General features: G+C 62.1%; 26 protein-coding genes and 1 pseudogene. 18 read left to right on the top strand and 9 right to left on the bottom strand.

The annotated features are described in order from the left end of the window. Position 1 precedes the first annotated feature (1 nt). The 3 genes from PFLCHA0_RS23405 to PFLCHA0_RS23395 all read left to right on the top strand — a co-directional run bounded on the left by PFLCHA0_RS23405 (position 2) and on the right by PFLCHA0_RS23395 (position 3,583). Positions 2-1,162: an ABC transporter ATP-binding protein gene (locus PFLCHA0_RS23405; RefSeq protein ID WP_015636741.1), complete on the top strand. Its 1,161-nt coding sequence runs from the start codon at positions 2-4 to the stop codon at positions 1,160-1,162. A gap of 88 nt (positions 1,163-1,250) precedes the next feature. Beyond that, positions 1,251-2,600, top strand: coding sequence for a carbohydrate porin (locus tag PFLCHA0_RS23400; RefSeq protein ID WP_011062867.1), 1,350 nt, complete (start codon positions 1,251-1,253; stop codon positions 2,598-2,600). A gap of 128 nt (positions 2,601-2,728) precedes the next feature. Next, positions 2,729-3,583: a D-hexose-6-phosphate mutarotase gene (locus tag PFLCHA0_RS23395; protein WP_015636740.1), complete on the top strand. Its 855-nt coding sequence runs from the start codon at positions 2,729-2,731 to the stop codon at positions 3,581-3,583. Positions 3,584-3,614: 31 nt separating this feature from the next. On the opposite strand, the gene PFLCHA0_RS23390 is transcribed toward PFLCHA0_RS23395, so the two are convergent. Beyond that, positions 3,615-4,475: a MurR/RpiR family transcriptional regulator gene (locus PFLCHA0_RS23390; RefSeq protein WP_169892262.1), complete on the bottom strand. Its 861-nt coding sequence runs from the start codon at positions 4,473-4,475 to the stop codon at positions 3,615-3,617. Between the two features lie 312 nt (positions 4,476-4,787). Here PFLCHA0_RS23390 and zwf point away from each other — a divergent pair, with 312 nt between their 5' ends. The 3 genes from zwf to PFLCHA0_RS23375 are packed head-to-tail and all read left to right on the top strand — an operon-like array spanning position 4,788 to position 7,640. Further along, positions 4,788-6,257, top strand: coding sequence for a glucose-6-phosphate dehydrogenase (zwf, locus tag PFLCHA0_RS23385; RefSeq protein ID WP_015636738.1), 1,470 nt, complete (start codon positions 4,788-4,790; stop codon positions 6,255-6,257). Beyond that, positions 6,244-6,957 (top strand): 6-phosphogluconolactonase, encoded by a 714-nt coding sequence (gene pgl, locus PFLCHA0_RS23380; protein ID WP_015636737.1) that lies wholly within the window; start codon positions 6,244-6,246, stop codon positions 6,955-6,957. The genes zwf and pgl overlap by 14 nt, the downstream gene beginning before the upstream one ends. A 17-nt stretch (positions 6,958-6,974) precedes the next feature. Beyond that, positions 6,975-7,640 (top strand): bifunctional 4-hydroxy-2-oxoglutarate aldolase/2-dehydro-3-deoxy-phosphogluconate aldolase, encoded by a 666-nt coding sequence (locus PFLCHA0_RS23375; protein WP_015636736.1) that lies wholly within the window; start codon positions 6,975-6,977, stop codon positions 7,638-7,640. Positions 7,641-7,753: 113 nt separating this feature from the next. Here the strand turns inward: PFLCHA0_RS23375 and PFLCHA0_RS23370 are convergent, their stop codons facing one another. Then, complete coding sequence (locus PFLCHA0_RS23370; RefSeq protein WP_015636735.1) at positions 7,754-8,944, bottom strand: aminotransferase class V-fold PLP-dependent enzyme; 1,191 nt, start codon at positions 8,942-8,944, stop codon at positions 7,754-7,756. A 13-nt stretch (positions 8,945-8,957) separates the two neighbouring features. After that, a complete protein-coding gene (locus tag PFLCHA0_RS23365; protein ID WP_015636734.1) occupies positions 8,958-9,194 on the bottom strand; it encodes a DUF3820 family protein in 237 nt (78 codons plus the stop codon). A gap of 232 nt (positions 9,195-9,426) precedes the next feature. Between PFLCHA0_RS23365 and PFLCHA0_RS23360 the strand changes: the two genes are divergently transcribed. The 4 genes from PFLCHA0_RS23360 to PFLCHA0_RS23345 all read left to right on the top strand — a co-directional run bounded on the left by PFLCHA0_RS23360 (position 9,427) and on the right by PFLCHA0_RS23345 (position 13,110). Beyond that, complete coding sequence (locus PFLCHA0_RS23360; RefSeq protein WP_011062859.1) at positions 9,427-9,894, top strand: ferritin-like domain-containing protein; 468 nt, start codon at positions 9,427-9,429, stop codon at positions 9,892-9,894. Between the two features lie 157 nt (positions 9,895-10,051). Further along, positions 10,052-12,040 carry an FUSC family protein gene (locus PFLCHA0_RS23355; protein ID WP_015636733.1) on the top strand — a complete coding sequence of 663 codons (1,989 nt, stop codon included), beginning with the start codon at positions 10,052-10,054 and terminating at the stop codon, positions 12,038-12,040. Beyond that, positions 12,027-12,233, top strand: a complete 207-nt coding sequence (locus tag PFLCHA0_RS23350; RefSeq protein WP_011062857.1) for a DUF1656 domain-containing protein — start codon at positions 12,027-12,029, stop codon at positions 12,231-12,233. Before PFLCHA0_RS23355 ends, PFLCHA0_RS23350 begins: the two co-directional genes overlap by 14 nt. A 10-nt stretch (positions 12,234-12,243) precedes the next feature. Further along, the gene (locus PFLCHA0_RS23345) at positions 12,244-13,110 is read left to right on the top strand and encodes an efflux RND transporter periplasmic adaptor subunit (protein WP_011062856.1); all 867 of its coding nucleotides are present in this window, start codon (positions 12,244-12,246) and stop codon (positions 13,108-13,110) included. A gap of 40 nt (positions 13,111-13,150) precedes the next feature. Here PFLCHA0_RS23345 and PFLCHA0_RS23340 read toward each other — a convergent pair whose 3' ends face one another. Further along, a complete protein-coding gene (locus PFLCHA0_RS23340) occupies positions 13,151-13,621 on the bottom strand; it encodes a MaoC family dehydratase (protein ID WP_015636732.1) in 471 nt (156 codons plus the stop codon). 49 nt (positions 13,622-13,670) lie between these two features. Continuing rightward, positions 13,671-14,615, bottom strand: a complete 945-nt coding sequence (locus PFLCHA0_RS23335) for an alpha/beta hydrolase (protein ID WP_015636731.1) — start codon at positions 14,613-14,615, stop codon at positions 13,671-13,673. Positions 14,616-14,829: 214 nt separating this feature from the next. Here PFLCHA0_RS23335 and fadD2 point away from each other — a divergent pair, with 214 nt between their 5' ends. Together fadD2 and fadD1 are read left to right on the top strand one after the other, a co-directional pair. Further along, positions 14,830-16,518 carry a long-chain-fatty-acid--CoA ligase FadD2 gene (fadD2, locus tag PFLCHA0_RS23330; protein ID WP_011062853.1) on the top strand — a complete coding sequence of 563 codons (1,689 nt, stop codon included), beginning with the start codon at positions 14,830-14,832 and terminating at the stop codon, positions 16,516-16,518. A 340-nt stretch (positions 16,519-16,858) separates the two neighbouring features. Continuing rightward, positions 16,859-18,550 (top strand): long-chain-fatty-acid--CoA ligase FadD1, encoded by a 1,692-nt coding sequence (gene fadD1 / locus PFLCHA0_RS23325; protein WP_011062852.1) that lies wholly within the window; start codon positions 16,859-16,861, stop codon positions 18,548-18,550. 61 nt (positions 18,551-18,611) lie between these two features. Here the strand turns inward: fadD1 and PFLCHA0_RS23320 are convergent, their stop codons facing one another. Further along, positions 18,612-18,989 (bottom strand): hypothetical protein, encoded by a 378-nt coding sequence (locus tag PFLCHA0_RS23320; protein WP_015636730.1) that lies wholly within the window; start codon positions 18,987-18,989, stop codon positions 18,612-18,614. Positions 18,990-19,199: 210 nt separating this feature from the next. Here PFLCHA0_RS23320 and PFLCHA0_RS23315 point away from each other — a divergent pair, with 210 nt between their 5' ends. The 3 genes from PFLCHA0_RS23315 (at position 19,200) to def (ending at position 21,064) form a co-directional block, all read left to right on the top strand. After that, complete coding sequence (locus PFLCHA0_RS23315; RefSeq protein ID WP_011062850.1) at positions 19,200-19,391, top strand: CsbD family protein; 192 nt, start codon at positions 19,200-19,202, stop codon at positions 19,389-19,391. Positions 19,392-19,577: 186 nt separating this feature from the next. Then, positions 19,578-20,522: a YihY/virulence factor BrkB family protein gene (locus PFLCHA0_RS23310; protein ID WP_015636729.1), complete on the top strand. Its 945-nt coding sequence runs from the start codon at positions 19,578-19,580 to the stop codon at positions 20,520-20,522. A 2-nt stretch (positions 20,523-20,524) separates the two neighbouring features. After that, positions 20,525-21,064 (top strand): peptide deformylase, encoded by a 540-nt coding sequence (gene def, locus PFLCHA0_RS23305; protein WP_011062848.1) that lies wholly within the window; start codon positions 20,525-20,527, stop codon positions 21,062-21,064. 18 nt (positions 21,065-21,082) lie between these two features. Here the strand turns inward: def and PFLCHA0_RS23300 are convergent, their stop codons facing one another. Both PFLCHA0_RS23300 and gstA read right to left on the bottom strand, forming a co-directional pair. Further along, positions 21,083-21,508: a GNAT family N-acetyltransferase gene (locus PFLCHA0_RS23300; protein WP_015636728.1), complete on the bottom strand. Its 426-nt coding sequence runs from the start codon at positions 21,506-21,508 to the stop codon at positions 21,083-21,085. Between the two features lie 265 nt (positions 21,509-21,773). Next, positions 21,774-22,376, bottom strand: coding sequence for a glutathione transferase GstA (gene gstA, locus PFLCHA0_RS23295; RefSeq protein WP_041119583.1), 603 nt, complete (start codon positions 22,374-22,376; stop codon positions 21,774-21,776). 98 nt (positions 22,377-22,474) lie between these two features. Between gstA and PFLCHA0_RS23290 the strand changes: the two genes are divergently transcribed. From PFLCHA0_RS23290 to PFLCHA0_RS32415, 3 genes and pseudogenes are all read left to right on the top strand, one after another. After that, entirely contained in the window at positions 22,475-23,335 is an 861-nt protein-coding gene (locus PFLCHA0_RS23290) for a LysR family transcriptional regulator (RefSeq protein ID WP_015636725.1), read from the top strand. Positions 23,336-23,872: 537 nt separating this feature from the next. Next, positions 23,873-24,646 (top strand): annotated as a pseudogene (locus tag PFLCHA0_RS32420) (PAS domain-containing protein); the annotation flags it as partial. 6 nt (positions 24,647-24,652) lie between these two features. Then, positions 24,653-25,192 (top strand): methyl-accepting chemotaxis protein, encoded by a 540-nt coding sequence (locus tag PFLCHA0_RS32415; RefSeq protein WP_225368817.1) that lies wholly within the window; start codon positions 24,653-24,655, stop codon positions 25,190-25,192. A gap of 60 nt (positions 25,193-25,252) precedes the next feature. Here the strand turns inward: PFLCHA0_RS32415 and PFLCHA0_RS23280 are convergent, their stop codons facing one another. Beyond that, positions 25,253-25,762, bottom strand: a complete 510-nt coding sequence (locus tag PFLCHA0_RS23280; RefSeq protein WP_011062843.1) for a hypothetical protein — start codon at positions 25,760-25,762, stop codon at positions 25,253-25,255. Positions 25,763-25,810 lie beyond the last annotated feature (48 nt).

The following is a 25,810-nucleotide window of genomic DNA, read 5'->3' as shown; positions in this document are numbered from 1 at the left end:
CATGGCAACTCTCGAATTACGCAACGTCAACAAGACCTACGGTGCCGGCCTGCCGGACACCCTGAAGAACATCGAGCTGAAGATCGATGACGGTGAATTCCTGATCCTCGTCGGCCCATCCGGCTGCGGCAAATCCACCCTGATGAACTGCATCGCGGGCCTTGAGAACATCAGTGGCGGGGCGATCCTGGTGGACGACGCCGACATCAGCGGCATGAGCCCCAAGGATCGTGACATCGCCATGGTGTTCCAGTCCTACGCGCTGTACCCGACCATGAGCGTGCGCGACAACATCGCCTTCGGCCTGAAGATCCGCAAGATGCCTGCCGCCGAGATCGACGCGGAAGTGGCGCGGGTGGCCAAGCTGCTGCAGATCGAGCACCTGCTCACCCGCAAGCCGGGCCAGCTCTCCGGTGGCCAGCAGCAACGGGTGGCCATGGGCCGGGCCCTGGCCCGGCGGCCGAAGATCTACCTGTTCGACGAGCCGCTGTCCAACCTCGACGCCAAGCTGCGGGTGGAGATGCGCACAGAAATGAAGCTGATGCACCAGCGTCTGAAAACCACCACGGTCTATGTCACCCACGACCAGATCGAAGCCATGACCCTGGGTGACAAGGTGGCGGTGATGAAGGACGGGATCATCCAGCAGTTCGGCACCCCGAAGCAGATCTACAACGACCCGGCCAACCTGTTCGTGGCCAGCTTCATCGGTTCGCCACCGATGAACTTCATCCCCCTGCGCCTGCAGCGCAAGGACGGCCGCCTGCTGGCCCTGCTGGACAGTGGCCAGGCTCGCTGCGAGCTGCCCCTGGGGCCCCAGGATGCCGGGCTGGAAGACCGTGAGGTGATCCTCGGCATTCGCCCGGAACAGATCGCCCTGGCCGCGGGCGAGGCCAACGGCCTGCCGACCATTCGTGCCGAGGTCCAGGTGATCGAGCCCACCGGCCCCGACACCCTTGTATTCGTCACGCTCAATGGCACCAAGGTCTGCTGCCGCCTGGCACCGGACCAGGCCCCCGAGGCCGGGGAAACCCTGACACTGCAGTTCGATCCGGCCCGGGTGCTGTTGTTCGACGCCCAGAGCGGTGAACGCCTGGGCGCCGCCGGGGCACCGGTGACAGAGGCCCGGGGCGGCAATGTGGCGCAGTTCAAGGGCCGCTGAATCCGTGACGGATGGCCTGTCATCCGTCGCCACTGCTGTAAACCGCGTTGGATAAATCGTTAATAACAATAAAGACGAGGATGTAGGGATGAAAAAGCAACACAGCAACACCCGATTGCTCTGCCAGTTGTCGGCGGTGGCGGCCCTGGTCCTGTCCGGCAATGCCATGGCCGATGAGGCGTTCAGCGCCGATTCGAAATGGATGACCGGCGACTGGGGCGGCGAGCGCACCAAGCTGATCGAGCAGGGGATCGACATCAAGGCCGACTACGTCGGTGAAATGGGCGCCAACCTGCATGGTGGTTACAACGACGACAAGACCGGGCGCTACAGCGACCAGTTCGGCCTGGGCGTGGCGTTCGACCTGCAGAAGCTTTTGGGCTGGGACAACACCCAGGCCAAGATCCAGCTGACCAACCGTAACGGCCAGAACATCTCCAACGACCGCATCGGCGACCCGCGTGCCGGCACCTTGAGCTCCTCCCAGGAGGTCTATGGCCGGGGGCACATGGTCCGCCTGACCCAGTTGTGGGTTCAGCACCAGTTCCTCGACGGCAAGCTGGACGTCAAGGCCGGCTACTTCGGCGAAGGCGAAGACTTCAACACCTTCCCCTGCGACTTCCAGAACCTGGCGTTTTGCGGCTCCCAGGTGGGCAACTGGGCCACCGGCATCTGGTACAACTGGCCGGTCAGCCAGGCGGCGCTGCGCATCAAGTACAACATCACCCCCGAGCTGTATGCGCAAATCGGCGCCTACAACCAGAACCCGTCGCAACTGGAGCACGGCAACGGCTTCAAGCTCAGCGGCAGCGGCACCAAGGGCACCGTGTTGCCGGTGGAACTGGTCTGGTCGCCCAAGCTCAACAGCCTGCCGGGCGAGTACCGCGTCGGTTACTACAAGAGCACGGCCGATGCCAATGATGTGCGCAAGGACGTCAATGGTCAGGATGCCGCGAACACGGGCGATGCCTATCGCGTGCACAACAGCAAGCACGGCTACTGGTTCGTCGGGCAGCAGCAACTCACCACGCACAACGGTGATGCTTCCCGGGGCCTGAACATCGCCGCCAATGCCACCTTCCACGACAAGGACACCAACGTCGTCGACAACTACCAGTCGCTGATGTTCGTGTACAAGGGGCCGTTCGATGCGCGTCCCAAAGATGACGTCGGCATCGGTTTTGCTCGGATCCACGTCAACGACGATGTGCGCAAGAACGCCCAGCTGATCAACGAGGACAACGGCATCAGCAACTACGACAACCCGCTGTACATGCCGCTGCGCGACACCGAATACAACTACGAGATCAACTACGGCTTCCATGTCACCAACTGGCTGACTGTGCGCCCCAACCTGCAATACATCACCCACCCGGGTGGTGTGGATGAAGTCGACAACGCGCTGGTGGCCGGCCTGAAAATTCAGTCGGTGTTCTAAGGCCGTTGCGATAAGCTCCTTCTCTCTGTGCGCATTTTGCGGATGGCCTGGGCCGTCCGCTTTTTTTTGTCGGGCCGGCGCCCCCCTCATGAGTAGCGAGACAGCATTGATTTTCAGGACTGCGGCCCATGCATGAGCATCCGCTACAACGCTTTTTCAGATCCTTGCGCGAGCGCCCGGTGTTTGCCTGGGAGCGTTATCAACTGCGTGACGTGCTGGTGATCGATCACCCGCTGTGCCAGGCCGTGTTCAGTCGTCAGGGTGCCCAGTTGCTGCACTTCCAGCCGGCCGGACAAAAGCCCTGGCTGTGGTGTGCGGCGAAGTGGCCGCAGGTGGGGGCGATCCGTGGCGGAGTGCCGGTGTGCTGGCCCTGGTATGGGCGCCATCCCAGCGAAAATGCCTGGCCTTCCCATGGCTGGGCGCGGCTGCTGGACTGGAAGCTGCTGGACAGCAGCAGTGATGAAGAGGGCGTGCGCCTGCACTGGCAATTGCAGTTGTGCGACTGGAAGGTCGACCTGCATGCGCACCTGGGCCAGAGCATGGACCTGCGCCTGAGCACCGAGCACCAGGACACCGAACCCTGCCAGTTGAGCCAGGCTCTGCACGCCTACTGGCGTATTGGTGATGTCGGCGAGATAGCGCTGTCTGGGCTCGATGGCGCCCAGGGTTATGACCAGTTGAGCCGTCAGGTCTGCCAGCAGCAGGGCGAGTTGCGGGTCGAGGGCGGTTGCCAGCGGGTGTTCCAGCACGAGGGTGAGTTGCAGCTCAAGGATCACGCCTGGCAGCGCGAATTGTGCATCGATACCGGTGACCATGCCGACACCGTGGTCTGGCACCCCGGCACCCGGCCGCTGCTGGGGGTGAGCTGGAACGAGGTGTCGCGGTTCGTCTGTGTCGAAGCGGCTGTGGGCGGCACCGACAGCCTGCGCCTGGCGCCCGGGGAGCAAGCGCACCTGAGCTTGCAGGCGCGCGCTGCGGGGTAGGGAGCCGGCTGGCCGGCGAACCGGCCCGGCTTCAGTTGAACTCGTCGCCCACCGGGTAGCGGCTGGCGTTGAGGCTTTCCTTGATCTTGCGCAGGTGTGGCTGGAAATCCACGCCGCGGCGCAGGGTCATGCCGGTGGCCAGCACGTCGAGCACGGTGAGCTGGATGATCCGCGAGGTCATCGGCATGTAGATGTCGGTGTCTTCCGGTAGCGGGATGTTCAGGCTCAAGGTGCTGGCCTTGGCCAGTGGCGAGTTTTCTGCGGTCAGCCCCAGCACCGAGGCGCCGTTTTCCCGTGCGATACGCGCCACTTCCACCAGTTCGCGGGTGCGGCCGGTGTAGGAAATGATCACGAACAATTCGCCGGTATGAGCCACCGACGCGATCATCCGTTGCATCAGCACATCGGCGTGGGCGGTGACGGCGAGGTTGAAGCGGAAGAACTTGTGCTGGGCGTCCAGGGCCACCGGGGCCGAGGCGCCGAGACCGAAGAAGTGGATCTGCCGGGCCTGGATCAACAAGTCCACGGCCTTGCTGATCAGGTTCGGGTCCAGGGCCTGGCAGGCGCTGTCCAGGGAGGCGATGGCGCTGCCGAAAATCTTTTGCGTGTAGGCTTCTGGGTTGTCGTCGGCCTCCACGGCACGGCTGACATAGGCCGCACCGCTGGCCAGGCTCTGGGCCAGTTGCAGCTTGAGTTCCGGGTAGCCGCTGACGCCAAAGGAGCGGCAGAAGCGATTGACCGTCGGTTCGCTGACCGAGGCAGCCTGGGCCAGGGCGGCGATGCTGAAGCGAGTCGCCTGCTGCGGGTTGAGCAGGATGACTTCGGCGACTTTACGTTCCGCCTTGTTCAGTTCTTCAAGACGGTTCTGGATCTGCTCCAGAAGGTTTCGCACTCGGTCCATTAAGGTTTCCTAGATCGGCTAGACAGGCGCTGCGGGCAGGGCCGGGAAGCGGTCAATCGAGCAAGGCGCGCCGACGGATTGTCGGTGCAGGCCTTTTGAGCATGCTGCGATTGCGCTGCGCACCGGGTCGCTGGCGCGCCTGCAATGCGAAGTTGAGAGGTGGCCTATCCTACTGATGGCCCGGATCGACCACCACCTGGAATCTGTATTTTGTAAAAATGTTGTGTTTATTACTACATTTTTCCTTGAGTGATGCCTTGAAAAAAGGTATTTGTAGCTTAACTTGATAAAAGAACAAACATCATGCCTTCGATAACGGTTGAACCCTGCACCTTTGCCTTGTTTGGCGCGCTGGGCGATCTGGCGCTGCGTAAGCTGTTTCCTGCCCTGTACCAACTCGATGCCGCCGGTTTGCTGCATGACGACACGCGCATCCTGGCCCTGGCCCGCGAGCCTGGCAGCGAGCAGGAACACCTGGCGAATATCGAAACCGAGCTGCACAAGTATGTCGGCGACAAGGATATCGATAGCCAGGTCCTGCAGCGTTTTCTCGCCCGCCTGAGCTACCTGCATGTGGACTTCCTCAAGGCCGAGGACTACGTCGCCCTGGCCGAACGTGTCGGCAGCGAGCAGCGCCTGATTGCCTACTTCGCCACGCCGGCGGCGGTGTATGGCGCGATCTGCGAAAACCTCTCCCGGGTCGGGCTCAACCAGCACACCCGTGTGGTCCTGGAAAAACCCATCGGCTCGGACCTGGATTCATCACGCAAGGTCAACGACGCGGTGGCGCAGTTCTTCCCGGAAACCCGCATCTACCGGATCGACCACTACCTGGGCAAGGAAACGGTGCAGAACCTGATTGCCCTGCGTTTCGCCAACAGCCTGTTCGAAACCCAGTGGAACCAGAACTACATCTCCCATGTGGAAATCACCGTGGCCGAGAAGGTCGGCATCGAAGGTCGCTGGGGCTATTTCGACAAGGCCGGCCAGCTGCGGGACATGATCCAGAACCACTTGCTGCAACTGCTCTGCCTGATCGCCATGGACCCGCCGGCCGACCTTTCGGCCGACAGCATCCGCGACGAGAAGGTCAAGGTGCTCAAGGCCCTGGCGCCCATCAGCCCGGAAGGCCTGACCACCCAGGTGGTGCGCGGCCAGTACATCGCCGGCCACAGCGAAGGCCAGTCGGTGCCGGGCTACCTGGAGGAAGAAAACTCCAACACCCAGAGCGACACCGAGACCTTCGTCGCCCTGCGCGCCGATATCCGCAACTGGCGCTGGGCCGGTGTGCCGTTCTACCTGCGCACCGGCAAGCGCATGCCACAGAAGCTGTCGCAGATCGTCATCCACTTCAAGGAACCCTCGCACTACATCTTCGCCCCCGAGCAGCGCCTGCAGATCAGCAACAAGCTGATCATCCGCCTGCAGCCGGACGAAGGTATCTCGTTGCGGGTGATGACCAAGGAGCAGGGCCTGGACAAGGGCATGCAACTGCGCAGCGGTCCGTTGCAGCTGAATTTTTCCGATACCTATCGCAGTGCACGGATCCCCGATGCCTACGAGCGGTTGTTGCTGGAAGTGATGCGCGGCAATCAGAACCTGTTTGTGCGCAAAGATGAAATCGAAGCCGCGTGGAAGTGGTGTGACCAGTTGATTGCCGGGTGGAAGAAATCCGGCGATGCGCCCAAGCCGTACGCGGCCGGGTCCTGGGGGCCGATGAGCTCCATTGCACTGATCACGCGGGATGGGAGGTCTTGGTATGGCGATATCTGATTTGCAACTGCCGGCGGGCGTGCGCGCCCACGAATTCCGCAGCCCCACGCTGCTGGCTGAAGGCCAGGCGCTGAAGGTCGCCGAGCTGCTGCGCGAGGCCATTGCCGTGCGCGGCAACGCCACCCTGGTGGTGTCCGGTGGCCGTAGCCCGGTGGCGTTTTTCCAGGCCCTGGTGAAGCAGGAGCTGGATTGGTCCAAGGTGCTGATCACCCTGGCGGACGAGCGCTGGGTGCCTGTGGAGCATGCCGACAGCAATGCGGGCCTGCTCAAGCGCTACCTGCTCCAGGGGCCGGTGGCCAAGGCTCGCTTCCTCGGCCTCTACAGTGCGGCGGCCAATCTTGAAGAGGCTGCCCTGCAAGCGGACAGTCTGCTGGCCGAACTGCCAGGCATCGATGTGCTGGTGCTGGGCATGGGGGATGACGGCCACACCGCGTCGCTGTTCCCCAACAGCCCGAACCTGGCTGAAGCGCTCAAGGCCGATGGCACTCGTCGCTGCTGGCCGATGCTGGCGCCCAGCGTGCCCCATCAGCGCCTGAGCATGAGCCGGGCATTGCTGGCTTCGGCCCGCAACAGCCTGTTGTCGATTTCCGGTCAGTCCAAGCTGACCACCCTGAGCGCCGCACTGGCTGGTGACGCTGTCGCCGAAATGCCGATTCGCGCCTTCCTGCAAACCCCGTTAGAGATTTACTGGTGCCCATGAGCCAAGGATCAGCCGCTATGACAAACCTCGCCCCGACCGTTTCCATGGCGGACAAAGTTGCCCTGATCGACAGCCTCTGCGCCAAGGCGCGGATCCTGCCGGTGATCACCATTGCCCGCGAGCAGGATGTCCTGCCGCTGGCCGATGCCCTGGCGGCCGGCGGCTTGACCGCCCTGGAAGTGACCCTGCGTTCGCAGTTCGGCCTCAAGGCGATCCAGATCCTGCGCGAACAGCGCCCGGAGCTGGTGACCGGCGCCGGCACTGTGCTCGACCCGCAGATGTTGGTGGCGGCGGAGGCGGCAGGTTCGCAGTTCATTGTCACCCCGGGCATCACCCGCGACCTGCTGCAAGCCAGCGTGGCCAGCCCGATTCCCCTGCTGCCGGGGATCAGCAATGCCTCCGGGATCATGGAGGGTTATGCCCTGGGCTACCGCCGCTTCAAGCTGTTCCCGGCGGAAGTCAGTGGTGGCGTGGCGGCGATCAAGGCCCTGGGCGGGCCGTTCGGCGAGGTCAAGTTCTGCCCTACCGGCGGCGTCGGCCCGGCCAATATCAAGAGCTACATGGCGCTCAAGAATGTGATGTGTGTCGGCGGTAGCTGGATGCTCGATCCCGAGTGGATCAAGAACGGCGACTGGGCACGGATCCAGGAGTGCACGGCCGAGGCCCTGGCCCTGCTGGACTGAAGGTTCTACCCGATTCGTTGGTGTGTTCTACGGCTTTACGGTGCGCTTGGTCGGCGCACCGTTTTTTTTGCCTGGAGAATAGCGCTGCCCGGCGCGCGACAGGCGGGCAGGGCTTACCGGCCGGCCAGGTCGGTGAGGGCTTCGATCAACTGCTGCATATGCGCAAGGGGAGTGGTCAGCCCCGGAGTGATGCGGATGCAGGTGCCGAACCCTGCGCCATTGCGGGCCACGGTGAACAGGTTGTAGTCCCGTAGCAGGCGATCCGCCAGGGCTTGCTGGTCCTGGTGGCGGGTGAAGCGCACAGCGCTGATGGCGCAGCACAGGCGCGGGTCCTGCGGGGTCATGACTTCCAGCCCGTCCATTTCGCGCACCGCTTCGCTCCAGCTATGGCGCAGGTAGTTCAGGCGCGCGCCCTTGGCCGCTGCACCACCCATCGCCCGGTGTTCCTCGAACACCCGGGGCAGGGTCATCAGCGCCGGAATGTTTGGCGTGCTGTAGGGCGTACGGGCGCGCACGTCGTCACGGGGAAAATGGAACTCGTCCATGTCCGGGTCGATGTCTTCCAGGCGTTCGGGGTGGATATACACAAAGCCCAGGCTCAACGGTGCGCCGATCCACTTGTGCAGGTTGAAACCGGCGAAGGCGATGCCCAGGTCGCAAAGGTCGAAGTCGATCTGGCCCAGGGCGTGGGCGCCGTCGAGGATGATGTCGACCCCGTGTTCCCGAGCGGCGGCGGCAATCGCCCGGACCGGCATCACCAGCCCGCTGCGATGGGTGACATAGGTCAGGGGCATCAGCTTGAGCCGTGGGTAGCGCTCGAAAGCGTCTTTGTAGGTGCTTACAAGGCTGTCAAAACTGGCAGGATGCCGGTGGACGATCTCTATCACTTCGACGCCGCGCTGGCGGGCCAGCCAGCGCATGGCGCTCTTGACCGTGTCGTACTCCAGGTCGCTGAGCAGCACCTGGTCGCCCGGTTGCAGGCGGTTGTAGTTGCGGATCAGCGATTGCAGGGCGTCGGAGGCACAGCGGGTCAGGGCCACAGCGTTTTCCGGCGCCTGCAGCAGCGCCGCCAGTTGGCGGCGGATGTCCAGCGCGTCGATCTGCTCGAAGCGCTGGCGCACCAGCAGCGAGTTGCTGCGGTTCACCCACTGGATGTTGTGCTGGTACTCCTGGGCCACGCTGCGGGTCATGCGCCCGAAGTAGCCGTTTTCCAGGTTGATCGGCCCCGGCTCGATGTCGAACTGGCGAGCGATGCCCTGCCAATGATCTTCGTCGTGGGCAAGTGTGGCTGCAGTCCTTGGCATGGAGGGCTCTTTTTCAGTGACGGGGTTTGGGTTTGCCGTGTTTGGCCCGCAGGGGATCGAGCAGGTCGCTAAGGCCGTTGTGGTCGATTTCCTGCATCAGGGCCAGCAGGCCGCCGAGTTCGCCCTTGGGGAAACCTTCCCGGGCGAACCAGTTCAGGTAGGGGCCGGGCAGGTCGGCCAGGATGCGGCCCTTGTATTTGCCGAAGGGCATTTCCCGGGTGACCAGCAGTTCAAGAGTTTCAGGGGTCATGGCGGGGGCTGTCGTGTCATTCAAGAGCCTTGGAAAATACAGGCATTCTGCATGGAGGCCAAATGACAGATCATGCAAATAACTCGGATACAGATTTTTGTATATTCTCTAAGTAATTGAATAGTAAGGAATAAAAATATAATCCAAGTCTGGCATGGCGGGTGCAACAGTTAACTCAACTAACTCAAATCTCGAGTTAACCCAATTCTCGCAACCCACAAGGAACCAGAAAATGACTGACTTGAATAAAGAAGCTATTTCGGTACTCAACAGCCTGATCGAGACCAGCAAGGACGGTCAGGAAGGGTTCAAGACCTGTGCCGAAGACATCAAGCACCCCGAGCTCAAGGCGCTGTTCATCAAGCGCTCCACCGATTGCGCCACGGCCGCGGCAGAACTGCAGTCGGTAGTGCGCTCCATGGGCGGGGATCCGGAAACCTCCACCAGTGTCAGCGGCGACCTGCACCGTCGCTGGGTCGACCTCAAGTCCCTGGTGACCGGCAAGGACGAGGAGGCGGTGCTCAACGAGGCCGAGCGTGGTGAAGACCATGCACTGAAGGCCTACAAGGAGGCTCTGGAGAAGATCAACAAGCACAACCTGGTGGGCATTCGTGACGTGGTAGAGCGCCAGTACCACGGCGTGCAACGCAATCACGACCAGGTCAAAGCCCTGCGCAACCAGGCACGCGCCCGTTCGTAAGGGTCAAAACCTGTCAAAAACGCCAGCCAGTCTGGCGTTTTTTTATGCCGGTGATTTAATGCTGGACGGTATTTAGTTAGCTAGCTAATAATTAGCCCAGCTTCGCTGATGCCTATCGCGACTATCGTTGTGTTTGTCCTGCCAAGAGTTGCCAGCCGTGCCCATTACCCTGCAAGCCCTGCTTGCTCCCAACCTTCCTGCATTGCAGTTCGCGATCAAGACCCTGCTCGGTGGTGGGGTAGCGCTGTGGCTGGCATTGCGCTGGGGGCTGGAGCAACCGGCCTGGGCCCTGATGACCGCATTCATCGTGGCTCAGCCGCTGTCCGGCATGGTCCTGCAAAAAGGTCTGGCGCGGCTGTTGGGGACCCTGGTGGGCACCCTTATGTCGGTGCTGTTCATGGGGCTGTTCGCCCAGACCCCCTGGCTGTTCCTCCTGGCCCTGGCGCTGTGGCTGGGGTTGTGCACGGCCAGTTCGACCCTGTTGCGCAGTGCCTGGTCCTACTCCTTCGTGCTGGCCGGCTACACCGTGGCCATCATTGCCTTGCCGGCCATCAGCCATCCCCTGGGGATCTTCGACCAGGCGGTGGCCCGCTGTACGGAGATTTCCCTGGGTATCATCTGCGCCACCGCCAGCAGCGCGCTGCTCTGGCCGCTGCGCGTCGAGCGACAGTTGGCCGATCAGGCCCGCAGCGCCTGGCACAGCGGGATGCAGGCGGCCCGTGCCACCCTGGCCGGGGATGCCCAGGCCCGCAAGGGCCTGCTGGAGATCCTCGGGCGCATCGTCGCCGTCGATGCCCAGCGCGAACATGCCTGGTTCGAAGGCCCGCTGGGCCGCCAGCGGGCCCGGGCGATCGGTGGCCTGAGCCAGAAACTGTTGATGCTGCTGCGCATCTCCCGTTCGGTGCGGCGCCAGTGGAAGCAGTTGGATAGCGTCGAAGCCGCGCGGTTGCAGCCGTGGATGGATCAGGTCCTGGCGGCCCTGGACAACGCTGATGGGGCCAGCCTGCAAGCCTTGTCGCCACGGGTGCTGGAGGCCTCCCGCGATGGGGCGATCAGCCCGGCGCAGAGTTACTGCCTGGCGCGTTTCAGCTTGTTGCTGGACACCGCCCTGGCTGCCACCCAGGCCCTTTCAGCGGTGCAGGAGGGGCGCGGGGCAATGGTGCAGCCGGCGACGCTGACACCTCACCGCGACTTGTCGCTGGCCCTGGTATTCGGCGCCCGCAGCGCCCTGGCTTTTCTGACGGTGGCCAGCTTCTGGCTGGCCACCGCCTGGTCCGCGGCCTCCGGGGCGATGCTGCTGACCTGTGTGGTCTGCAGCCTGTTCGCCAGCCGCGAGAACGGGGCGCAGATCGGCATGAGCTTCATGCGCGGGATCTTTCTGGCGGTTCCGGCAGCCTTCGTGGTGGGACAGATCCTGCTGCCTCAGTGGAGCGGTTTCCCGATGCTGGCGATGGCCATGGGCGTGCCGCTGTTCTTCGGCGCCCTGGGCATGGCCAAGCCGCAGATCGGCGCCACGGCCACTTCGTTCTGCCTGCACTTCATCGTGCTGATCTCGCCGATGAACCGCATGAGTTTCGATGTGGCCAGTTTCTTCAATAACGCCCAGGCCATGGTGCTGGGGGTGGGCGCTGCGGTGCTGGCCTTTCATCTGCTGATCCTGCGCAACCCGGCGTGGCACGGCCGGCGCCTGCTGGCTGCGACCCTGCACGACCTGGTGCGCCTGACCCGGCGCAACCTGCGGGGTGCGGAAAGCTGGTTTGGCGGGCGCATGGCCGACCGCCTGTTGCAACTGGCGCGGCATTATCCGGAACTGCCGGAGCCGGCCCGCAGTCGCTGGGACGATGGCCTGCTGGGCCTGGATATCGGCGACGAACTGATGCACCTGCGCCTGAGCCTGGCGGTGGCCCAGGTACCGGTCGGCGCCGCGCAGCGAGCTTATTTCGAGCACCTGCAGCGCACCCTGGAACAAGGCCCGGCGGGCAGTCGTCAGGATGCCCTGGAGCAGCCCAGCGTGGCCCTGCTGGAGGCGCTGGGGCAGCAGCCGCCCAGTGATGCGTTGAAACTGGCGCAGGGCGCCGTCGTGCAATTGCAAAGCAGCTGGCGCAGTTGGTGCCGGCAGCAGGAGGAAAGTCATGGGGCTGCGTGAGTGGTCGCTGGGCGGGGTGCTGCTCAGCCCGTTCCTGATTTATGTGGTGCTGGCGCTGGTGCTGACCGGTGCCCTGCGGATGCTGGTGCGGGTAACCGGGCTGGGCCGCTGGATCTGGCACGAAGCACTGTTCGATTGTGCCCTGTACGTCTGTGTCTTGACGGTCATTACGCTGGTCCTGGGGCCCTTATAAGGAGTTGATCATGCGTACACCCGTACGTGTCGTGTTTACCCTCTGCCTGGTGGCGGTGGCGATCTTTGCCGGTTATCACCTGTGGCAGTACTACATGCTTACGCCCTGGACCCGCGATGCGCGGATCCGCGCCGACGTGGTGATAGTCGCCCCGGATGTGTCCGGCTGGGTGCGCGAGCTCAAGGTGGCGGACAACCAGCCAGTCAAGGCCGGCGAGCTGTTGCTGAGTATCGACCGCGACCGTTTCGAGGCCGCCCTGGAAAAAGCCCAGGCGGTGGTGCAGACCCGCCAGCAGCAGTTGAGCCTGCGCGAACATGAAGCCAGCCGCCGCGCTGCTCTTGGCCCCCAGGCCATCAGCGCCGAGCTGCGCGAGAACGCCCAGATCAACGCCGGCATCGCCCGTGGCGAGCTACGCCAGGCCCAGGCCGAGGCCAAGGTCGCCGAATTGAACCTGGCTCGTAGCCAGGTGCATGCGCCCCGTGACGGGCATATCACCAACTTGCGCCTGGCCGAGGGCAACTACGTCAATGCCGGGCAGCCGGTGATGGCGCTGATCGATGACTCGACCTTCTATGTCCAGGCCTATTTCGAGGAAACCAAGCTGCCGCGGATCCAGGTCGGCGACCCGGTGAAGGTCTGGCTGATGAGCGCCGGTGATGCCCTGCAAGGCCATGTGGAAAGCATCAGCCGGGGGATCACCGACCGTAATGCCACGCCTGACGGGCAACTGCTGGCGGAAGTGGAGCCGACCTTCAACTGGGTACGCCTGGCCCAACGGATTCCGGTGCGGATCAAGCTCGACAAGGTGCCCGAAGGCATCAACCTGAGCGCCGGCATGACAGCCAGTGTGCAGGTGGAGGAGGGCGGCAAACAGTAGGAGCCGGCTTGCCGGCAAGCCGGCTCCTGGGGAGCGAGACTCAGCCGATGGTGATGGCTGGCAGGGTGGTCAGGGTCACGGTCTGCTTTCTGCGCGGAGCGGCGATTTCGGCTTCGCCGTCCACAACCAGTTCATCGTGCTGGTTGAATACGCGAGTGGCGATGCGCACGCGGAACTTGGGCAGTTTTTCGAGGATCTCCAGGCGCACGGTCAGGGTGTCGCCAATCTTCACCGACTTCTGGAAGGTCATCTGCTGGCCGATGTAGATGGTGCCCGGTCCAGGCAGCTCGCAGGCCACGGCGGCACTGATCAGCGCGCCGCTGAACATGCCGTGGGCGATGCGCTCCTTGAACGTGGTGGCGGCGGCGAACTCGGGGTCCAGGTGCACCGGGTTGTGGTCGCCGGACATGGCGGCGAACAGCTGGATGTCACGCTCCTCGACGGTCTTGCTGTACTGGGCGGTCTGGCCGACTTCCAGGGCTTCGTAAGGCGTGTTGGTTACCTGGGTCATGTTGCTGAAATCCTCTGACAGATAAATAAGCGCACTGGCTGCGCACCGGCTATTCCGACCGTGGTGGCCGGCGGTGCTGCAGGGCCTGGTCGAGCCAGGCCAGCACGTCGTGGGTCACTTGGTCACGGTTGCTTTCGTTGAACAGCTCATGACGTGCCTGGGGGTAGATATTGAGTTGCAGGCACTGGCTGCCGGCCTCGCGCAACGCGTTGGCCAGATCCTTGAGACGCTTGCCAGCGCTCACCGGATCACATTCACCACCCATTACCAGCAGCGGCAGGCCCGGATCGATCTGCTTGAGGTTGGCAATCTTGCTGATTTGCTGCAGCCCGCCCAGCAGATCGATCCACAACTGGTTGGTGCAACGAAAGCCGCACAATGGATCGGCCACGTACTTGTCGACTTCCTCCGGGTCGCGGCTGAGCCAGTCGAAGGCGGTGCGATTGGGTTTGAACGCCTTGTTGAACGAACCGAAGGACAGCCATTCGATCAGTGCGCTGCGCCCCTGGCCGCCCTGGCGCCAGCGTTCGATGCGGGCGATCAGGCTGGCGGCGCGGTACAGCGCCACTGGCTGGAAATTCGAGCCGCTGAGAATCGCCCCGTGCAGGCTGGCGCTGTGATGTTGCAGATAGGCCTGGGCGATGTAGCTGCCCATGCTGTGGCCCAGCAGCACGATGGGCGTGCCGGGGTGCTGCTGGCCGATGTGCTGGTTGAGGCTGGCCAGGTCGCCGACCACCTTGCTCCAGCCGTTCTGGTCTGCGTAGTGGCCCAGCACCCCCTGTTCCGCCGTCTTGCCGTGGCCACGCTGGTCGGGGGCGTAGACGGCATAGCCTTTGGCGCACAAGGCCTGGGCCAGGCGCGCGTAGCGCCCGCTGTGCTCGGCCATGCCGTGGGACAGCAGGACCACCGCCTTGAGTGGCGGCTCGGGCAGCCACTGGTTGACGAAGAGGCGGTGGTGGTCGCTCGTGGTCAACCAGAACGTGTCATGGGTCATGGCGATTCCTTTGCTCGAAGACGCTGCACTTTATAGCGCATCGGTGCCTGGGCGTCTGATTCGCGCGCCCGTTGGAAGCAAGATTCACAAAATTAATGACACACTTGCGCATATTTGCCTGAATCGCCATAGCTGCTAACGTCCGAGGAGCCCCGCCCCTGAGAGCGTTACAGTGGCGGCCCGGATAGCTCAGGTACAAGAGAGGACAAGAATAATGCAACCTGATTTCTGGAATGATAAGCGCCCCGCTGGCGTCCCCAACGAGATCGACCTGGGGGCCTTCAAGTCGGTGATCGAGGTGTTTGAGCGTTCCTGCAAGAAATTCGCTGATCGCCCGGCCTTCAGCAACATGGGCGTGACCCTCACCTACGCCGAGCTGGAACGCTACAGCGCGGCCTTCGCCGGTTATCTGCAAAGCCATACCGATCTGGTTCCGGGAGACCGTATTGCGGTGCAGATGCCCAACGTTTTGCAGTACCCGATCGCGGTATTCGGAGCCTTGCGCGCAGGGCTGGTGGTGGTCAATACCAACCCGCTGTACACCGCGCGGGAGATGCGCCACCAGTTCAAGGATTGCGGGGCCCGGGCCCTGGTCTACCTGAACATCTTCGGCCAGAAGGTCCAGGAAGTGCTGGGGGATACCGATATCCAGTTCCTGATCGAGGCCCGGATGGGCGACATGATGCCCAGCGCCAAGGGTTGGCTGATCAATACCGTGGTGGACAAGGTCAAGAAGATGGTGCCGGCCTACCACCTGCCCCAGGCCATTTCCTTCAAGAGTGCCCTGCGCCTGGGGCGTGGCCAGAGCATCAAGCCGCTGCAGGTGGGCCACGACGATGTTGCGGTGCTGCAGTACACCGGGGGCACCACCGGCCTGGCCAAGGGCGCGATGCTGACCCACGGCAACCTGGTGGCCAACATGCAGCAGGCGCGGGCCTGCCTCGGCCAGCATGGGCCCGACGGCCACACCCAGTGGCGCGAAGGCCAGGAGGTGATGATCGCGCCGCTGCCGCTGTACCACATCTATGCCTTCACCGCGAACTGCATGTGCATGATGGTGACCGGCAACCACAACGTGCTGATCACCAACCCGCGGGACATCGGCGGCTTCATCAAGGAGCTGAAGAAGTGGCGTTTTTCTGCGCTACTGGGGCTCAACACGCTGTTTGTGGCACTGATGGATCACCCGGATTTCAAGAACCTGGATTTTTCCAATCTGAAGCTCACCAACTCTGGCGGCACGGCCCTGGTCAAGGCTACCGCCGAGCGCTGGCAGAAGCTGACCGGCTGCCGGATCACCGAAGGCTATGGGCTGACCGAAACCTCGCCGGTGGCCTGTACCAACCCCTATGGCGAGCGTTCGCGGCTGGGCACCGTCGGCCTGCCGGTACCGGGCACCACCTTGAAGATCATCGATGACCAGGGCGTCGAGCTGCCGCTGGGCGAGCGGGGCGAGCTGTGCATCAAGGGCCCGCAGATCATGAAGGGCTACTGGAACAAACCCGAGGCCACCGCCGAAGTGCTGGATGCCGAGGGCTGGTTCAAGTCCGGTGATATCGCGGTGATCGATCCGGACGGTTTCGTGCGCATTGTCGATCGCAAGAAGGACATGATCATCGTCTCGGGTTTCAACGTGTACCCGAACGAGATCGAGGATGTGGTCATGGCTCACCCGAAAGTCGCCAACTGTGCAGTCATCGGCATACCGGACGAGCGTTCCGGCGAGGCGGTGAAGCTGTTTGTGGTGCCGCGTGAGGCGGGGGTCAGCCTTGAAGAGCTCAAGGCCTACTGCAAAGAGAATTTCACCGGCTACAAGGTGCCCAAGCACATTGTGCTGCGTGACTCTTTGCCGATGACCCCGGTGGGCAAGATCCTGCGCCGCGAGTTGCGCGATATCGCTTGAGCCCAGGGCTTTTACCTGGCGGGCAAGCCGGTTGGCGCAACCGGCTTGCCGGCTCTGCATTCCGAGGGGCGCAAAGCCCCGGGCCAGAGCGGAATTCAGGTGGGTAGAATTTTTACTCTAAAAGTGACTATTAAATTGTCTTGAGTCATTTTTGTGACTATTCAGGCCTTCTTTGGCTCTAGTCGGCCTTTTCCAAAGCTGCTACTCTCGGCGCGCTTTGTGACTTCTCGGCCTAAGTAAAAGCCAGACTCACCAACAATAGACACCAATAAAAAACACAGACAAATAATAATCGCATCAAATGCGGTGATGAATTCGCGTTGCTGAGGAGTGGGCTTCCATGATCGAAGACTTTTGGAAGGATAAGTACCCAGCTGGGATTGCTGCCGATATCAATCCAGACGAGTATCCGAATATTCAGGCGGTGTTGAAGCAGTCCTGCCAACGTTTCGCTAACAAACCGGCCTTTAGCAACCTCGGCAAGACAATCACCTACGGTGAGCTGTACGAACTGTCCGGGGCCTTTGCCGCGTACCTGCAGCAGCATACCGATTTGCAGCCCGGCGATCGAATCGCCTTGCAACTGCCCAACCTGCTGCAATACCCGATCGCGGTATTCGGTGCGATCCGCGCCGGCCTGATCGTGGTCAATACCAACCCGTTGTACACCGCGCGGGAAATGGAACACCAATTCAACGACTCCGGCGCCAAGGCCCTGGTCTGCCTGGCCAACATGGCCCACCTGGCAGAGGCCGTGGTACCCAAGACCGGGGTCAGGCACGTGATCGTCACCGAAGTGGCGGACCTGCTGCCGCCGCTCAAGCGCCTGCTGATCAACAGCGTGGTCAAGTACGTGAAGAAGATGGTGCCGGCCTATCACCTGCCCCAGGCCGTCAAGTTCAATGACGTTCTGCGCAAGGGCCATGGCCAGCCAGTGCAGGAAGCCAACCCTGCCAGCAGCGACGTGGCAGTGCTGCAATACACCGGTGGCACCACCGGGGTCGCCAAGGGCGCCATGCTGACCCACCGCAACCTGGTGGCCAACATGCTGCAGTGCAAGGCGCTGATGGGCTCCAACCTCAATGAAGGCTGCGAGATCCTCATCACCCCGCTGCCGCTGTACCACATCTATGCGTTCACCTTCCATTGCATGGCCATCATGCTCATGGGCAACCACAACATCCTGATCAGCAACCCGCGGGACTTGCCGGCGATGGTCAAGGAGCTGTCGAAGTGGAAGTTCAGCGGCTTTGTCGGCCTCAACACCCTGTTTGTCGCCCTGTGCAACAGTGAAGCGTTCCGCAAGCTGGATTTCTCGGCGCTGAAAGTCACCTTGTCCGGTGGCATGGCCCTGCAACTGGCGGCGGCCGAGCGTTGGAAGGAAGTGACCAACTGCCCGATCTGCGAAGGCTACGGCATGACCGAGACCAGCCCGGTGGCCACGGTCAACCCGATCCAGAACATCCAGATCGGCACCATCGGCATTCCGGTGCCTTCGACCCTGTGCCGGGTGGTGGACGACGCCGGGGAAGAGCTGCCCCTGGGCGAAGTCGGCGAACTGTGCGTGAAGGGCCCGCAGGTGATGAAGGGCTACTGGCAGCGCCAGGATGCCACCGATGAAGTCCTCAACAGCGAAGGCTGGCTGAAGACCGGTGATATCGCGCTGATCCAGCCCAATGGCTACATCCGCATCGTCGACCGCAAGAAGGACATGATTCTGGTCTCCGGTTTCAACGTCTATCCCAATGAGCTGGAAGACGTACTGGCCTCGCTGCCGGGCGTGCTGCAGTGCGCGGCGATCGGCGTGCCGGACGAGAAATCCGGTGAGACCATCAAGATCTTCATCGTGGTCAAGCCGGGCGTGACCCTGACCAAGGAGCAGGTGATGGCGCACATGCGTGCCAATGTCACCGGCTACAAGGTGCCCAAGGCTGTTGAGTTCCGCGATGCGTTGCCAACCACCAACGTCGGCAAGATCCTGCGCCGCGAGCTGCGTGACGAAGAGCTGAAGAAGCTCGGCGTGAAGAAGTAAGCCGCAGCGCCCACAAAAAAGCCCCGCCAGTGCGGGGCTTTTTTATTGGGCGGCGCCCGCCTTACTGCTGGAACTGGGCGAAGCTCACGCCGGTGCCGGCCGGGCGCACGTCCTTGAGGAAGGAGTCCTTGTCGGCGCTCAACTCCAGGCTCAGGGCGGCCTTGCGCTTGCCTTCGTTGCGGATCACCAGGCCTTCGAGTTTTTCCCGCAGGAACACCGTAGGCACTTTCAGGTGCAGCAGTTGATCGGTGTCCGGGGTGTGCAGCAGCAGGTGCACCCATTCGTACTGACCGATGGCCAGGCGGGTGACCAGGATATCGAACCACCAGATATTGCGGTTGCGGTTCAGCTCCGCGAAGTGGCAGTTGTTGACGCCCAGCACCGCACCGCCCAGTTCCTGGTTCCTGCGGGCGATAGCCTGCTTTTTATCGAGTTTCATAACGTTCCTACGGGGATTGGATCTTCAGTGCTTGGCCTGAACAGGGGGAGCATTCTCCCGGGTTGCCCGGCAAACATAAAGCGCTACCTGGGCGGCGCGATGAAATGCCCGGCAAAAATAATTGAAACTCTGCGCGAAAGCCGCGGGTCAACCTTGGGTAACGACGCAATCCCCTTTGTTCGATCAATGAATGTTCTACGGAGAAATACCATGGGCAGCACAGCGGATAAGGCAAAAGGTCTGGCTAACGAAGCCATCGGTAACGTCAAGCAAGGTGTCGGCAAAGCCACCGACAACACCAAGCTGCAGGCTGAAGGCAAGCTGCAGGAGAAGAAAGGCGAAGCCCAGCAAGCGGTGGGCAAAGCCAAGGATGCAGTGAAAAAGACCATCGACAAGGCCTGAAAACGGCCTGTTCGATGACCCACTGCAGCGGCCATCCACGGATGGCCGTTTTCATGTGAGGTGTGGGTGAGAGAGGGGAATCGGCCACTGGAAATGGTTGCGGTTCGCCAACTAGGCTAATTTGTTGTAGAAAACGCCCCCTGAGTCGCTATCGACTTCAACCTTTTTGCGGCGAAAGGAGACGCTATGATTTTTCCGGACCTCAAAGGTTTGCCCCTGCACCGGGTACTGATCCGCACGGTGAATGAGTTCATCGCGGACGAGATGTCCACCTACGCCTCGGCACTGGCCTACCAGATGCTGTTCTCGCTGTTCCCCTTCATTCTGTTCCTGATCGCCCTGATCGGTTTCCTCCATCTGCCGGACTTCTTCACCTGGCTGCGCCTGCAGTCGGAGCTGGTGCTGCCCCACGAGGCCCTGGAGCAGGTCAACCCGGTCATCGATCAATTGCAGCAGTCCAAGGGTGGCCTGCTGTCCATCGGTATCGTCATCGCCCTGTGGACCGCTTCGGCGGGTGTACGCCTGATGATGAGCGCGATGAACGCCGCCTACGACGTGGTCGAGGGGCGGCCGATCTGGAAGCGCTTCCCGCTGTCGGTGTTCTACACCGTGGGCATTGCCGGCATGCTTCTGGCCGCCGCGGCGCTGATGGTGCTGGGGCCGCAGGTGATGGCCTGGCTGGCGGGGCAGGTGGGCCTGGAGGACTTCATCGTCACCCTGTGGACCATCCTGCGCTGGCCGGTGATCGTGCTGCTGATGATGGTGGCCGTGGCCCTGATGTACTACGTGATGCCCGATGTGCAGCAGAAATTCCGCTTCATCACCCCGGGCTCGGTGCTGGCGGTGGTGGTATGGATCGTCGCTTCCCTGGGGTTTGCCTACTACGTGAAGACGTTCGCTAACTACAACGCCATGTATGGCAGTATCGGTGCGATCATCGTGCTGTTGCTGTACTTCTATATCTCCGCCGCGGTGCTGTTGCTGGGAGCGGAGATGAACGCGGTGATCGAACACATGTCGGCCGAAGGCAAGGACCCTGGCGAAAAGGACTTTGACCAGCACGACGAAAAACAACACGTTTCGGGACTGGGCCGGGACCACTCGCTCAAGCCGACCACTGACGAAGCCTGATCATGATCCGTGAAATCCTCAAGATGGGCGATGAGCGCCTGCTGCGCATCGCCCCGCCGGTACCGCCGGAAATGTTCGACAGCCCCGAGCTCTGGGAACTGATCGACGATATGTTCCAGACCATGGAAAGCGTGGGTGGCGTCGGCCTGGCGGCGCCGCAGATCGGTGTCGACCTGCAACTGGTGATCTTCGGCTTCGAGCACAGCGAACGTTATCCGGAAGCCGAAGCGGTGCCGCAAACCATCCTCATCAATCCGCTGATCACGCCCTTGAGCCCGGTGCTGGAAGAGGGCTGGGAAGGTTGTCTCTCGGTTCCCGGCCTGCGCGGCGCGGTGCAGCGCTACCAGCACATCCGCTACGAAGGCTTCGACCCCAGGGGCGAGCCCATTGTGCGCGTGGCCTCGGGTTTCCACGCCCGGGTGGTGCAGCATGAGTGCGATCACCTGATCGGCCGGCTGTACCCCTCGCGGATCAGCGATTTCAGCAAGTTCGGCTTCACCGAAGTGCTGTTTCCCGACCTCGACCCCAACGCCGACGAATAAGCCCCGGCCCGCCCGGTGTCAGGGCCTCGACCCAGGCCGGTCGATGGCCATGGCCAGCAACGGTTTGCTGCGCTGGTAGCGGGCCAGCCGTTCGTTCAAGGCGTGTGGCAGGCAGGTCGTGCTGCAGAAGCCCATCGACCGGTAAAGGGCCTGCAGGTCCGGATGGCAGAACAGCCAGACCGGGCCTTCGACGCTTTGCACGGCCTGCCCCACCAGCTGGGTGGCCAGCCCCTGGCCGCGACTGGTCGGGGCGACGAACAGGCCCGTCAGCCAATAGCCTTCAGCTGCCGGGCTCAGGCTCATGCCAGCGATGATTTCACTGCTTCTGGCAACCCAGAGCTGGCCCTCGGAAGCGGCGCGCATGGATGACCGGTGCTGGCGATAGAACTTGTTCAGCAAGGGCCGTTCAACCTCGGCAAGCAGGTTGATCTGGAGGTCGGGCATGAGGTTTCCGGATTTGGCAACAGGGGCCGGCGGATTATAAAAGAACCCTGGCCGACTATAGGTGCTATACCTGAAGCCTTTCCCGCATCAGTGGAGTGAACGTCATGTCCAAAGGTATGAACGCCAAGAAAAATGCCAAGAAAAAGCCGGCAAAGAGCGCAGACGAGAAACGCGCCGAGAAAAAGGCCAAGAAGACCGAAGTGAATATCTTCGGCCACTGATCACTTTGACGAAGCCCGCCCCGCGGGCTTCGTGCTCTCTCCCCTCAGGCCAGTTCCAGCGCCAGGGCATCGCGTACCGCCGGTCGCTGTTCGACCCGAGCCTGGAACCGCGACAGCGCCGGCCAGTTCGCCAGGTCGATGGCGAACAATGCCGTCCAGCGCAGAACGGTGAACAGGTAGGCATCGGCGATCCCGAACTGCGCGCCTTGCAAGTAGTCCTGGTGTTCCAGCGTCTGCTCGAGCAAGGCCAGGCGCTTGAACAACTTCTGCTTGAACACCTCTTTCACCCCATCATCGAACCCCGGATTGAATAGCCAGCCCATGATCCCGTGCACTTCGCTGGTGATGAAGTTCAGGGTTTCCTGCAGGCGCACCCGCTCCCAACTGCCATTGGCCGCGGCCAGGCCGGACTCGGGCTTGAGGTCGGCGAGGTATTGCAGGATGGCCGGGCCTTCAGTGAGGACCTGGCCATTGTCCAGTTGCAGCGCGGCTACGTAGCCCTTGGGGTTGATGGCGAGGAAGTCCCGGCCGTCGGCGGTGCGCTTGCTGCGGTTGTCGACGCGGATGGCCTCGAAAGGCAATTGCAGTTCGCGCAACACGATATGGGAGGCCAGGGAGCAGGCTTGTGGGGCGTAGTAGAGTTTCATCGGCAGGTCTCTGGTGAAAGTGGGAGCCAGTGTCGTGCAAGGCGGCAACATGGGTAAAATTAATCTTTCAGAACACTGCCATAAGGATAGCTACTGCCATGATGAACCTGATGCACTGGCGCCTGCTGGTGGCGATTGCCGAGTGCGCCACCATCACCCGGGCCGCCGAGCAGGTGGGCATGACCCAGTCCGGGGCCAGCCAGGCCCTCGCCCAGATGGAGGACATGCTCGGGGTGCAGCTGTTTGTCCGCGAGAGCCGCCAGGCGCTGCCCACGGCGATCGGTTTGCAGGTGCTGGCCCAGGCGCGGGTGATGCTCGAGGCCCTGGCCGAGGTCCGCCGGCAGGTGGACGCGGCGCGGGGCATTCCTCAAGGCAGTGTGCGACTGGCGGGCTTTCCCATGGTCCTGGCGACTTTCCTGCCGCCGTTGCTGCGGCGTTTCAAGCAGCTGTATCCGGGCATCGAGGTGGTGCAGCTGGAGGTCAGTGATGATGAGGTCGAAACGCTGCTAGAGGCGCAACTGGTGGACCTTGGGGTCGTGCTCAACCCGACCCCCGAGCGCCGCTCTTGGTTGCTGGGGCGTGATTCGTGGGTCGCGGTGCTACCTGAAGATCACCCCTGGCAGGCCTCGACCATCGACCTTGAAACCTTGCTGGCGCAGCCCTTTGTCCTGGCCACCGGGGGCTGTTCGGTGAATGCCCGCAGCCTGGCCGCCGAGGCCGGGATCCCCCTGGCCGACGTCCGGGTGGAGGTGCGGGAATGGAACAGTGCCTTCAGCCTGGTGCGCGAGCAGCTGGGAGTGACTCTGGTGCCGCAGAGTACGTTACCGGTGCAACGCGAAGGGTTGCGGGTGCTGGAACTGAGCACAGGAGTGGAGCGGGAGTTCGCCCTGGTAGCGGCGCCGGGGCGGGAGTCGAGTGTTCTGGTCCAGGCGTTTCTGTCGACCCTCGAAGAGTTTTAGTGCGGGAGCTTCCCGGGCTTTGCCACAGGCTCTGTTTATGTCTTGTTTGTTACTTGTCGCGAATGTACTTCAATACCTCGAAAGTTGTGAAAACAGACTGACTAGTGGCCTTGCATAGAGACTGCGGCTGTCTATGCTCAATTGTGAAAATTCGTATCTGTTGGCCTATGAGTATCCGTCCCGAGCGGCCTGCGCCGATGTAACCGGTATGCGTGCGACCTTCATCCAGGGCGCAGTATTGAATCCATGAATAAAGGCGAGAGTGCGCAGTTAGAGGCACCGCAGTATCAGGAGTGTCGATTTAGATGGAGTTTCTTAACTTTGTTAGGTCAGGCCCGGAAATGGGGCATCAAGTAAAGGATGGCTTGATAAGAGCGTTGCAACATGGACTCTCCGATTAAACATCATTTATCACCTGACACTTACTCTCTCATATGGAGGGAGGCGCTTGCCCTGTTTTATAGATCGTTGTGGTGGATCAGTTGAAAGACTAGAAACTTCCGTCAATCAAAAGACAGCGTTGAAGGTGATACAACCATGTTTAACCTACATCACAAGGCTGACCTGCTGGAAATCGAACGATTCAACTGTGCGCTGAGCGAGGCCAACGCCAAGTTGGCGGCGATCAGTCGTTCCATGGCGATGATCGAGTTCTCGCCCGATGGCATCGTGCTGGATGCCAATGAAAACTTCTGCCAGGTCATGGGCTACTCCGCAGAAGACATACGTGGCAAGCATCACCGGATTTTCTGTGAGGAAGAGTTCTATCGCAGCGAGGAGTACAGCAAGCTGTGGCGCGACCTGGGGCGTGGCGAACCGGTCAGCGGGACTTTTCTGCGCCTGGACAAGCGTGGCCGGGAGATCTGGCTCGAAGCCAGCTACATGCCGGTGTTCGATGCCGATCGTCAGGTGCGCAGTGTGATCAAGGTGGCGTCGGACATCTCCGAACGCATCCATGTCGAACATGAGAACCAGAGCCTGCTGAACGCTATCGGCCGTTCCATGGCCATCATCGAGTTCAGCCCGGACGGCAGGATCATCACCGCCAACGACAACTTCCTGAAGACCATGCAGTACACCCTGAATGAAATCGTTGGCCAGCATCACAGCATGTTCTGCCACCGTTCCGAGGCTGAATCCCCGGAGTACAAGCAATTCTGGGCTTCGTTGAACCGTGGCGAGTTTCACTCCCATCGTTTCGAGCGGGAAAACAAGTATGGGCAGACGGTGTTTCTCGAAGCCTCCTACAACCCGCTGTTCGATACCAAGGGCCGCCTGTACAAGGTGGTGAAGATCGCCAGCGACATCACCGATCAGATGACCACCTTGCGCTCCGCCGCCGAGTCCGCCCACAGCACCTCGGTGCAGAACGACGCCTGTGCGCAGAAGGGCTCGGAGGTGGTGCAGCAGACCGTGGAAATCATTCAGCAGATTTCCCATGACCTCAATGAAGCGGCCCACAGCATCGATGCGGTGAGCAAGCAGTCGGACATCATCGGCAGCATCGTCCAGACCATCCGCGGGATCGCCGACCAGACCAACCTGCTGGCCCTCAACGCGGCCATCGAGGCCGCCCGTGCCGGTGAGCACGGGCGCGGTTTCGCCGTGGTCGCGGACGAGGTGCGCAGCCTGGCGGCGCGCACCAGCCAGGCGACGGTGGAAATCGTCGAGGTGGTGCGCAAGAACCACGACCTGTCGACGAGCGCGGTGACCAGCATGCAGTCGAGCCTGAGCCGCACCGGGCTCGGGGTCGAACTGGCGAATGAGGCGGGGGAGGTGATCCTGGAGATCCAGCAAGGCTCGCGGCACGTGGTGGATGCCATCAGCCAGTTCAACTCGACCCTGCAGTTGCAGTAGCCGGTTTTCGCCGGGCACAAAAAAGGGTTCCCATGGGGAAACCTTTTGCGTTCAGCGGGGTTACAGCGCGGCGAGGAACTTCTCGTCCACCGGTTTGGCGCTGTCCTTGGCGTCTTTCTCTTCCTTGGCCAGTTGCATCTTGTCCTGCAGGCGCTGGGCAATTTCCTGGTTGATCGCCAGTTGGCGCTCTGGCGGCAGGTTCTTCAGGTCTTCCTCGGTCAGCCCCATGTCCTTGAGGATGCTGTCGCGCAGGCGCTGTTCCGGGGTCTTGCTCATGTAGTCCTTGAACTCGCTCAGCGCGCCGGTTTCCGTCGCGCTGGTAGCCTGCGCGGCGCTGGCGGTCGGTGGCGTGGCCTGGAGCAGCACGCGGGTCTTGGCGAAGGCGGCGTTGACGTTGTCGTCCACGCTGTTGGCCTGCTGGCTGGAGGACTGGGACGCCGGATAGGTCACGGAGTTCTGGGCCTGTTGCAGCATGCCGCTGTACAGCGCGCTGGCGGCTGCGGTAGTCGGGTCCATATCGGTGCGCGAGGTGGGCTGCACCGAAACGGATTTCTGGGCGTTGACCAACATGATCGGGAACCTGTGTAAGAGAACTAGGCTGAGGTTTTAGCAAGTTCC

Origin of the sequence: Pseudomonas protegens CHA0 (assembly GCF_000397205.1) — a bacterium.
GTDB lineage: Bacteria > Pseudomonadota > Gammaproteobacteria > Pseudomonadales > Pseudomonadaceae > Aquipseudomonas > Aquipseudomonas protegens.
This window is presented reverse-complemented; position numbering and strand designations above follow the sequence as displayed.